The 10,231-nt window shown below is 60.2% G+C and carries 9 protein-coding genes; 8 read left to right on the top strand and 1 reads right to left on the bottom strand.

Going from position 1 to position 10,231, the window contains the following annotated elements; genetic code table 11:
- The first annotated feature begins 25 nt into the window (after positions 1-25).
- The 7 genes from AC1D35_RS27165 (at position 26) to AC1D35_RS27195 (ending at position 8,318) form a co-directional block, all read left to right on the top strand.
- Positions 26-1,552, top strand: a complete 1,527-nt coding sequence (locus tag AC1D35_RS27165) for an ABC transporter substrate-binding protein (protein ID WP_477941017.1) — start codon at positions 26-28, stop codon at positions 1,550-1,552.
- A gap of 78 nt (positions 1,553-1,630) precedes the next feature.
- Positions 1,631-2,572, top strand: a complete 942-nt coding sequence (locus tag AC1D35_RS27170) for an ABC transporter permease (protein ID WP_477854253.1) — start codon at positions 1,631-1,633, stop codon at positions 2,570-2,572.
- The gene (locus AC1D35_RS27175) at positions 2,572-3,441 is read left to right on the top strand and encodes an ABC transporter permease (RefSeq protein WP_477941019.1); all 870 of its coding nucleotides are present in this window, start codon (positions 2,572-2,574) and stop codon (positions 3,439-3,441) included. The genes AC1D35_RS27170 and AC1D35_RS27175 overlap by 1 nt, the downstream gene beginning before the upstream one ends.
- A gap of 1 nt (position 3,442) precedes the next feature.
- Entirely contained in the window at positions 3,443-4,651 is a 1,209-nt protein-coding gene (locus AC1D35_RS27180; RefSeq protein ID WP_477941021.1) for an amidohydrolase/deacetylase family metallohydrolase, read from the top strand.
- Positions 4,652-4,672: 21 nt separating this feature from the next.
- A complete protein-coding gene (locus AC1D35_RS27185) occupies positions 4,673-5,203 on the top strand; it encodes a RidA family protein (RefSeq protein ID WP_477941023.1) in 531 nt (176 codons plus the stop codon).
- A 48-nt stretch (positions 5,204-5,251) separates the two neighbouring features.
- Positions 5,252-6,448, top strand: coding sequence for an aminotransferase class V-fold PLP-dependent enzyme (locus tag AC1D35_RS27190; RefSeq protein WP_477941024.1), 1,197 nt, complete (start codon positions 5,252-5,254; stop codon positions 6,446-6,448).
- Positions 6,449-6,482: 34 nt separating this feature from the next.
- Positions 6,483-8,318, top strand: coding sequence for an ABC transporter ATP-binding protein (locus AC1D35_RS27195; protein ID WP_115037218.1), 1,836 nt, complete (start codon positions 6,483-6,485; stop codon positions 8,316-8,318).
- Between the two features lie 147 nt (positions 8,319-8,465).
- Here the strand turns inward: AC1D35_RS27195 and AC1D35_RS27200 are convergent, their stop codons facing one another.
- The gene (locus AC1D35_RS27200; RefSeq protein ID WP_113296441.1) at positions 8,466-8,663 is read right to left on the bottom strand and encodes a hypothetical protein; all 198 of its coding nucleotides are present in this window, start codon (positions 8,661-8,663) and stop codon (positions 8,466-8,468) included.
- Between the two features lie 252 nt (positions 8,664-8,915).
- Here AC1D35_RS27200 and AC1D35_RS27205 point away from each other — a divergent pair, with 252 nt between their 5' ends.
- On the top strand, positions 8,916-10,091 hold the full coding sequence (locus AC1D35_RS27205) for an adenylate/guanylate cyclase domain-containing protein (protein ID WP_477941027.1): 1,176 nt from the start codon (positions 8,916-8,918) through the stop codon (positions 10,089-10,091).
- Positions 10,092-10,231 lie beyond the last annotated feature (140 nt).

Genomic DNA, 10,231 nt, shown 5'->3' on the forward strand with positions numbered 1-10,231 from the left:
TGGAACATTAAACCGGGAGCATAAAATGAAGACTTTTGTCGCATTCCTTCTCGGCACTGCGCTGGTCGCCTTGCCGACAACCTTGATGGCTCAGGAAAAGGGCGGCGTTATCAACGTCGCAACGATCGGCGAGCCGCCGACGCTTGACCCTATGTCCTCGACCGCCGATCTCGTCGGCATCGTCACGCAGCATATTTTCGAAACGCTCTACACGTTCGACAAGAAGTGGAATGTCACGCCGCTTCTGGCCGAAAGCCTGCCGGAAATCAGCGCCGACGGTAAGACCTATACGATCAAGCTGCGCACCGGCATCAAGTTTCACGATAACTCCGATATGACCTCGGAAGATGTCGTTGCCTCGCTCAACCGCTGGATCAAGATTGCCTCGCGCGGCAAGCAGGTCGCAGGCTTCGTCGACTCCATCACCGCCGTCGATCCGGCGACCGTCAAGATCGCGCTGAAGCAACCCTATGCGCCGTTGACCTCGCTGCTCGCCTTCAACAACTCCGCCGCCATCATCATTCCTGCTGAAAAGCAGGATGAACCGATGAAGGAGTTCATCGGCACCGGTCCTTACATGCTGAAAGAGCGCAAGGCGGACCAGTACATCCAGCTCGTCCGTTTCGACGGCTATAAGTCGCGTGACGGCGAGAGTGACGGTTATGGCGGTGCCCGCCACCAGTATCTCGATGAAATCCGCTTCGTGCCGGTTCCGGATCCGAACACGCGCGTCGAGGCCGCCGTTTCAGGTCAGTACGATTATGTCGACTCGATCCCGGTCGAATCCTTCGACAAGCTGAAGGCATCGAGCGCTTCGCAGCCCGTCATCCTGAAGCCCTTCGGCTATCCCGTCTTCGTCTTCAACACGAAGGAAGGCATTGCCAAGAACGTCGAGGTCCGCAAGGCAATCCGCCAGGCGCTCAGCATGGAAGACATGCTCGCCGCCGCTTTCGGCAGCACGGATTTCTACACGCTCGACGGCGACATTTATCCCAAGCCCTACGTCTGGAATACGGATGCAGGTGTCGAGGGCAATTATAACGTCGCCGATTCAGAAGGGGCCACCGCGGCGGCAAAGAAGGCCGGCTATAATGGTGAGCCGATCCGCATTCTCACCAGCCGCCAGTATGAATTCCACTACAAGATGGCGCAGGTCGCGGCCGAATATCTGAAGGCTGCCGGCTTCGCCGTCGATCTGCAGGTCGTCGACTGGGCCACGCTGACGCAGCGCCGCACAGATCCGAAGCTCTGGGATATCTACATCACCCACAGCCCCTTCCTGCCGGAACCGGCACTGATCGGTTCGCTGTCCCCGAGCTCGCCCGGCTGGTGGGATACGCCGGCGCGCAAGGCCACCGTCGATGCCTTCACTTCCGAGGTCGATCCGCAGAAGCGCATCGCACTCTGGGCCGATGTCCAGAAGGCCATGTATGACGAATTGCCCTACATGAAGATCGGCGATTTCAACGCCGTCTCGGCCAAATCGACCAAGCTTGAAGGCGTCGACCCGGCTCCGTGGCCGTATTTCTGGAACGCATCGGTCAAGAAGTAACGCTCCATCGCAGGATGCCGGTACGCCTGCGCCGGCATCCCTTTTCCATCGTGCCTGCCCGGCACCGGGACAGACTTCATGATACGTTACATTTTCCAGCGCCTCCTCGGCATGATCGTGGTGATGTTTCTCGTCGTCACGATCGTCTTCATCATCGTGCGCGTCACCCCCGGCGATCCGGCGGCCGTCATGCTCGGTCCGGATGCGACGTCGCAGGATATCGCCGATCTACGCGCCAGCCTTGGCCTCGACCGATCGATCGGCGTGCAATATCTCTATTATATCGGCCAGCTGCTCAAGGGCGATCTTGGACAGTCGATTTTCCTCAACATGCCGGTCACCGCGGCGCTGTTCGATCGCGCCGAACCGACTTTCTTCCTGACGATCTTCTCGCTTGTTATCGCCAGCCTCATCGCGCTGCCGATCGGTATCTATGCCGCCTACCGCCGGGGTTCCTTCATCGACCAGGCGGCAACGACGCTCGCCATGTTTGCCGCAAGCATTCCGAGCTTCTGGCTCGGCCTCATCCTCATGCAGGTGTTCGCCGTCCGCTTCGGCCTGTTCCCGGTCTCCGGATATGGCGGACCGGGCTCGACATTCCTCGATCGCATGTATCACCTGACGCTGCCTGCCTTCGCGCTCGGCATCGTCTCCTCCGCGCTCATCCTGCGCTTCACGCGCGCCTCGATGCTCGATGTGCTGGGTGACGATTATATCCGGACAGCTCGAGCCAAAGGCCTGATCGAACGCAGGGTGATCCTCAAGCACGCTTTGAAGAATGCACTTATCCCGATCCTGACCGTCCTTGGTCTGACCGCCGCCGTGCTGATCTCGGGCGCAGTCGTGACCGAGACCGTCTTCGGCCTTCCGGGCGTCGGCAATCTCGTGGTCTCGGCTGTTTTGCGTCGTGACTATCCTGTTATCCAGGGAGCGCTTCTGGTGATCGCCGCGCTCTACGTCCTGATCAATTTTGTGATCGACATGCTCTACCTGCTCGTCGATCCGAGGGTGCGCTACTGATGACGGATATCGCGATCAAGCCGGTCGAAAGCGAAGGCCGCAAATTCATCCGCCAGTTTTTAAAGCGCAAGACAGTCGTCGTTGGCTTGCTCATTCTCACAATTTTCGTGCTGCTGGCGATCCTGGCGCCATGGGTTGCACCCTATTCGCCGTCGAAGCTTTCGATCATCAACCGTCTGAAGCCGCCGAGCGGGACGTATTTCTTCGGCACGGACGAGTTCGGCCGGGATGTGCTGTCACGCACGATCTTTGCGGGCCGCCTGTCTCTGCTCGTGGGCGTCGCGGTCGTAGCACTTTCGGCAGTGATCGGGGTTACGCTCGGCCTGCTCGCCGGCTTCTTCAAGAATCTCGATACGCCGATCGCCCGCCTCATCGATGCGATGATGGCCTTTCCGGACATCCTGCTTGCGATCGCACTCGTTGCGGCTCTCGGTCCGTCGCTGACGACTGTGATCATCGCGCTGTCGATCGTCTATGCGCCGCGCCTGGCCCGCATCGTCCGCGCCTCGACGCTCGTTATCCGCGAACTGCCCTATGTCGAGGCGGCTCAGGCGCTCGGCATTTCGACCTTCCACATCATGACCCGGCATGTGTTGAGAAACCTGCTTTCGCCGATCCTGGTGCAGGCGACGTTCCTCTTTGCGAGCGCAATGCTTGCGGAAGCGGGCCTGTCTTTCCTCGGTCTCGGCGTCAGCCCGGAAATCCCGACCTGGGGCACGATGATTGCCGCTGGCCGGCAATATATCGGCCAGGCCGACTGGATGACGCTGTTTCCGGGTATCGCCATCATTCTCTCGGTGCTTTCGCTGCAGATGGTCGGTGACGGTCTGCGCGATATGCTCGATCCCAAACTTCGAAAGGATCTCTAAAATGACCGGTGAAAAAGCGGGCAAGCCGCTCCTCCTCACCAATATCAGGCCTGTCGGCTTTGGCACTGGCACGCCCGATGGCGCGCTCGATATCCTGGTCGATGCCGATGGCAAGATCGCCGGCCTCGGCCCATCCCTGGCGGCGGCTGACGAYGTGACACGCATCGACGGTAAGGGCGCCTTTGTCTCCCCCGGCTGGGTCGACCTGCATGTGCATATCTGGCATGGCGGCACGGACATCTCGCTGCGCCCATCCGAATGCGGCGTCGAGCGCGGTGTAACGACGCTGGTCGATGCCGGTTCTGCCGGGGAGGCCAATTTCCACGGCTTCCGTGAATATATCATCGAGCCGTCCAAGGAACGCATCAAGGCCTTCCTCAATCTCGGCTCCATCGGACTGGTGGCCTGCAACCGCGTCGCGGAACTGCGCGACATCAGGGATATCGATCTTGACCGTATTCTCGAATGCTATGCCGAAAACAGCGAGCATATCGTCGGCATCAAGGTGCGCGCCAGCCATGTGATCACCGGCTCCTGGGGTGTCACCCCCGTAAAGCTCGGCAAGAAGATCGCCAAGATCCTCAAGGTGCCGATGATGGTGCATGTCGGCGAGCCGCCGGCCCTCTACGATGAAGTGCTTGAAATCCTCGGTCCCGGCGATGTCGTCACCCACTGCTTCAATGGCAAGGCGGGCTCCAGCATCATGGAGGATGAAGACCTCTTCAATCTCGCCGAACGCTGTGCATCCGAAGGCATCCGCCTCGACATTGGCCATGGCGGCGCCTCCTTCTCCTTCAAGGTGGCGGAAGCGGCGATTGCCCGCGGTCTCCTGCCGTATTCGATTTCAACCGACCTGCATGGCCATTCGCTGAACTTCCCGGTCTGGGATCTGGCCACCACCATGTCGAAGCTTCTGTCAGTCGGCATGCCCTTCGACAAGGTGATCAATGCTGTGACCCATGCGCCGGCATCCGTCATCAAGCTGTCGATGGAAAACCGTCTGACTGTTGGTGCTACCGCCGAGTTCACGGTCTTCGATCTCGTCGATTCCGACCTTGAGGCGACCGATTCCAATGGTGACGTCTCGGTGCTGAAGAAGCTTTTCGAGCCGCGCTATGCGGTGCTGGGCAACGAGGCCTTCACTTCCAGCCGTTATGTGCCGCGCGCCCGCAAGCTCGTGCGCCACAGCCACGGTTATTCCTACCGGTAAGACCAGAACTCAAGACATAGCATGACAGGAGTTTGCGTGAACCAGTCTTCCGCCACCGCCGGCCCGCCCGTTACCGCAGGTCAACCCAGCACGTCGCCCTACGAGCGGCTAGCAGCGCTTGGCATCCAGCTTCCGGCTCCACCGCCGCCGATCGCCAACTTCGTCACCCATGTGCAGGAGGGCAACATGCTTTACCTGTCGGGGCAGGGGCCTCGCGAGCCTGATGGATTCATGCATGTCGGCAAGGTCGGCGCTGAGGTCGGCGTCGAAGCCGCCTACCAGCATGCAAAGCTGACCGGCATCAATCTGCTTTCCGTCATGCATGAGGCGCTCGGCGACCTTTCGCGTGTCAAGCGCGTCGTCAAGCTGCTCGGCATGGTCAATGCCGTGCCGCATTTCGTCGACCATCCTGCAGTTATCAACGGTTGCTCGGATCTCTTCATCGATGTCTTTGGTGAGGAGATCGGGCAACATGCCCGCTCTGCAGTCGGTTTCGGTTCGCTGCCAGGAAGCATCACCGTCGAAATCGAGGCCATCGTCGCGCTGAGATGAGGATGCGCATGATTGCTCGGGCCCAACAGATTGAAATTGKAGACACCCATGTCTGAGGACATCCGCACATCGATCGGCCTTCGCCCGGTCATCAACGTTTCTGGCACCATGACCAGCCTCGGCGCCTCGATCGTCGTTCCCGAGGCTATCGCCGCCATGTCGTCGATCCTGCCGCATTTCGTCGAGGTCAACGATTTGCAGCGCAAGGCGAGCGCCGTCATTGCGCGGCTGACCGGCGGCGAGGCGGGTTTCGTGACCGCCTCGTGCTCGGCAGGCATTTCGCTCGCCGTCGCAGGCGCCATCACTGGCAACAATCTGCTCGCCATCGAGAAGCTGCCGGATGTCGTCCCGGAAAAGAACGAAGTTCTTGTCCAGATGGGCCACATCGTGAGCTACGGCGCGCCCGTCGATCAGGCGATCCGGCTTGCCGGGGGCAAGGCGGTGCTGGTCGGCCAGGCGACATCCACCCACCGTTTCCATATGGAACAGGCAATTACCGAAAAGACGGCGGCCGCCGTCTATGTCGTTTCGCATCATGTCGTCGACTATGGCCTGCTGAACCTCAAGGAATTCGTCGAGATCGCCCATGCCAAGGGCGTTCCCGTTATCGTTGATGCGGCCTCGGAATATGATCTCAAGATATTCCTGAAGCAGGGGGCCGATGTGGCGCTCTATTCCGGCCACAAGTTCCTGGGCGGCCCAACCTCGGGCATCGTCGCCGGCAAAAAGGAGCTGGTGCGCAACGCCTTCCTGCAGAACATGGGCATCGGCCGCGGCATGAAGGTCGGCAAGGAAAGCATTTTTGGCGTCATGGCGGCGCTGGAAGCCTGGGAAAAGCGTGACAATGCCGGTATCCGCGCGCGTGAGACGAGCTATCTCAACCTCTGGAAACAGACGCTTGACGGCCGCCCCGGCGTGACCGCACTGATCGAGCCGGACCCGACCAGCAACCCGCTCGATCGCATGCGCGTGATCATCGATACCGACGAGGCCCATATCACCGCCTGGGACCTCGCCGATGCGCTCGGCCGCGGCTCTCCGCCGATCATCGTCCGCGACCACGAGGTCGAGCATCGCTACTTCTATCTCGACCCCTGCAACCTGCATCCGGGCCAGGAAAAGATCGTCGCCAGCCGCCTGGCCGAAGAGCTCGACAAGGCGCGTGCCTCCAACGAGATCATCGCGACACCGATCGAAGATCGCAGCAAGCGTCGTTTCGAAGGCGTGCTGAAGTGGCCGGACTGATCTGATATCCGGGGCGAATTTTAAGGAAGCGATCATGACAGGCATCCAGGCACAATCCATCGCAGCGGCAGAGCCGGTCCTCTCCGTCCAGAATCTGACGACATCGTTTCTGGTCGATGGCGCCTGGAAGCCGGTCGTTCGCAATATTTCCTTTGATGTCGCACCGGCAGAGACAGTCGCTATCGTCGGCGAAAGCGGCTCCGGCAAGAGTGTGACTTCCCTGTCGATCATGCGCCTTCTGCAGTTGGATTCTAGCCGCGTCGAAGGCAAGATCATGCTCGGCGGGCGCGATCTTCTGGCCCTGCCGGAAGGCGAAATGCGCAAGGTTCGCGGCAATGATGTTGCTATGATCTTCCAGGAGCCGATGACGAGCCTCAATCCGCTCTTCACGATCGGCGACCAGATATCCGAGGCATTGCTCTGCCACAGGCCAATGTCGAAGGCAGAAGCCCGCGCCGAGACGATCCGGCTGCTTGAAAAAGTGCGCATCCCCTCGGCCGCCTCGCGCTTCGACGAATATCCCCACCGCTTTTCCGGCGGCATGCGCCAGCGCGTGATGATCGCAATGGCGCTTGCCTCGCGGCCGAAGCTCCTGATCGCCGACGAGCCGACGACGGCACTCGACGTGACGATCCAGGGCCAGATCCTGGATCTGATCAAGATGCTGCAGGAAGAGGAGGGGACCTCGGTTCTGTTCATCACCCATGACATGGGCGTCGTTGCCGAGATCGCCGACCGTACCGTCGTCATGTATCGCGGAGAGCAAGTGGAAACGGGGGTGACGGCGGATATCTTTCACCGCGGCAAACATCCCTATACCCGCGCCCTGCTGTCTGCCGTCCCGGTACTCGGCTCCATGCAGGGCTACGAGCGGCCGCTGCGCTTTCCTGTCGTCAATACGGCGACCGGAGAATCTGACACGCCGGTCGAGACGGCCGATACAGTCGCGGCAGCCGCCCGTCCGGTATTGGAGGTGAAGAACCTCACCAAGCGCTTCGATATTCATTCGGGCCTCTTCGGCAAGCTGACCGGTCGCGTCCATGCGGTCGAGAACGTATCCTTCGATCTCCATGCGGGAGAGACGCTATCGCTCGTCGGCGAGTCCGGCTGCGGCAAGTCGACAACCGGGCGCGCAATCATGCGGCTGATTGAGGCGCAGAGCGGTTCTGTCATTGCCGATGGCAAGGATGTGCTGGCGCTCGGCAAGGCGGGCATGCGCGAGATGCGCAAGACCGTGCAGATGATCTTCCAGGACCCCTTCGCCAGCCTCAATCCGCGTATCCGCGTCGGCGATGCCATTGCCGAGCCTTATCTCGAGCACAGGATGGGTACGGCAAAGCAGGCAAGGGAGCGCGTCGCAGACCTCCTCGCCAAAGTCGGACTGACACCCGACATGGCTTCGCGCTTCCCGCATGAATTCTCCGGCGGTCAGCGCCAGCGTATCTGTATTGCGCGTGCGCTTGCACTGGAGCCGAAGGTCATCGTGGCGGATGAGAGCGTCTCGGCACTAGACGTTTCGATCAAGGCGCAGGTCATCAACCTGATGCTCGATCTGCAGCAGAGCCTCAACCTCGCCTTCCTGTTCATCTCGCATGACATGGCCGTCGTCGAGCGCGTCAGCCATCGCGTCGCCGTCATGTATCTCGGTGAGATTGTCGAAATCGGCCCGCGAGCGGCCGTTTTCGGCAATCCGCAGCATGACTATACCAAGAAGTTGATGGCAGCTGTGCCGGTCCCCGATCCCGACCGCCGTCGCGAAAAACGCGTTGTTGCTAACGACGAGATCAAAAGCCCGATCCGGCCTGTCGATTATAAGATCAAGCCGCTCGGGTACCGCGAGGTATCGCCGGGGCATCTGGTGGCAAACTGAGGGCGGCTTTCGCCGCCACGACATCTATGGCTGCTTCAAGAAAGCCTACGGCATTGGCTCGAAAATCGAAATCGATTTTCGGAAGCCCGATGCTTGGATTCAACGAGTTAGGGCGTCTCTAACAAGTGCGAATGCACGCACCACGCCCTAGTGCCTGGTATCGTCGGCTCGAAGTTGGTCGATCGCTTCAAGCGCTTCGTCCGCCGTCCAGCCTGCGCGCAACGCCGCAGCGACCAAGCGAACCTCCGCCTCCATTTCAAGCCTCAGATAAAGTCCCTCCAGGGCCTCCTTGGCGGTGACCACGTGATCGTCGTGCGGTACAACGTGAGCATTGCGTGAGGTCATAGACACATTCCTCTCCTTCCTCGAGGTGGGTTGTGCTTCTTGTTAGGGCGATAATAGGTTCGTGGTGTCCCAGAGAACGATTACGCGCCTGCGTTGATTTTGTTCCATCCTTTTTGGTGCCGCCGACGCGAGCATCAAGCATTTCTGTTGCGTTCCGGTCCTGTGCCCGTGAATAACACGGCCAATGGACCATTGACGAAATTGCGGTAGAACGACAGACCTCCACAAATCCCGGAGGCCAAGAGATATATGATGCCACATTTGCAGGAACTGATCGACTGGATTATTGCCGAGGGACTATCGACCGATACGATCGAGACCGTTCTGCAGGGTGTGGCGGAGCGGCTGATGGACCTCGGATACCCGATCATTCGTGCGTCGATCGCTATGCCGTCGATTGATCCCGTACAACGCGGGTCTTCGGTCGCATGGTACCGATCGTCCGGCTTTTTGACGGAAGTTCAAGGACATGACGAAGCGGGTCAAGAGTTGTTCCAGCGCTCGCCTGTTGCTTATCTCCTGGCACACGACCTCGATTACGCCCGCTGGAAATTGCCGCCCGGACCGGACGCGCCGCCGATTCCGCTGCTGACGGAGCTAGCCGAGCTTGGAGCCACCGATTACCTGATGAAACTGGCCCGATTTCCCGGGGATACTGCGCTTGCAGGTGTCAGCTTCTCCCTCGCTGTCGATCATCCCGAGGGATTTTCCGATCATCAGATTGCCGAACTGCGGCGGTTGATGCCAGCCCTCACTCTTACCTGTTGCCGGATCGCGACCACACGCGTTGCCACCGACGTGCTCGCGGTCTACACGGGTGCCGGAAGCAGCAGTCGTATCCTAGGTGGCCATATACGGCGCGGCGACGGTACCGCGATCTATGCGGCGATCCTTCTGGCTGATCTCAAGAATTTCACGTCACTCAATGAAAGGCATGCGCCCGAACGCATCGTTGCCTGGCTCAATGAACACTTCGAGGCGATCGGCGCCCCGGTCGAGCAGGAGGGCGGTGAGATCCYGAAGTTTATGGGCGACAGTCTGCTCGCCATCTTCCCTGCCGATATCGACAACCCGGCCGAGGCATGCCGCCGCGCGCTGTCGGCGGCTCGAACCGCCATGGACGCCAATGCTGATGTCAATCGCAGGCGAACGGAAGCGGGAGAGCCAGGGCTTCTCGTCGATATCGTCCTTCACGTCGGCGAGGTCTTTTATGGGAACGTCGGTGCGGCCCGCCGCCTCGACTTCACGGCGATCGGCAGGGCGGTCAATGAAGCGGCGCGCATGGAGAAGCTGGCCGACGAAATCGGCCACAGCCTGCTGGCATCCGCCGATTTCGTTTCGCAGACGCCAGGCCGTTTCGAGAAAGCGGGCATTTTTCCACTCAAGGGCGTCGCTCGGCCAGCCGCGATTTACGCCTGGCCAGATTGACCATTTACTCTATCGGATTCTGCGGGCTTTATCGGGCGGGAATGAACCGTCAGAAGAGCCGACGCCGTGTCATCTGCGCCACCTCGCAGACGTATGTGGCCGCGCATAATACGAGCTTTGCGTAGTGCCCGAACAAGGCC

It is taken from the genome of Rhizobium sp. P1_E6 (assembly GCF_056405875.1).

Bases quoted from the DNA above. Each gene is read 5' to 3' on its own strand.
- AC1D35_RS27165 (WP_477941017.1), top strand. From the start codon at position 26: ATGAAGACTTTTGTCGCATTCCTTCTCGGCACTGCGCTGGTCGCCTTG.
- AC1D35_RS27170 (WP_477854253.1), top strand. From the start codon at position 1,631: ATGATACGTTACATTTTCCAGCGCCTCCTCGGCATGATCGTGGTGATG.
- AC1D35_RS27175 (WP_477941019.1), top strand. From the start codon at position 2,572: ATGACGGATATCGCGATCAAGCCGGTCGAAAGCGAAGGCCGCAAATTC.
- AC1D35_RS27185 (WP_477941023.1), top strand. From the start codon at position 4,673: ATGACAGGAGTTTGCGTGAACCAGTCTTCCGCCACCGCCGGCCCGCCC.
- AC1D35_RS27190 (WP_477941024.1), top strand. From the start codon at position 5,252: ATGTCTGAGGACATCCGCACATCGATCGGCCTTCGCCCGGTCATCAAC.
- AC1D35_RS27195 (WP_115037218.1), top strand. From the start codon at position 6,483: ATGACAGGCATCCAGGCACAATCCATCGCAGCGGCAGAGCCGGTCCTC.
- AC1D35_RS27200 (WP_113296441.1), bottom strand. From the start codon at position 8,663: ATGACCTCACGCAATGCTCACGTTGTACCGCACGACGATCACGTGGTC.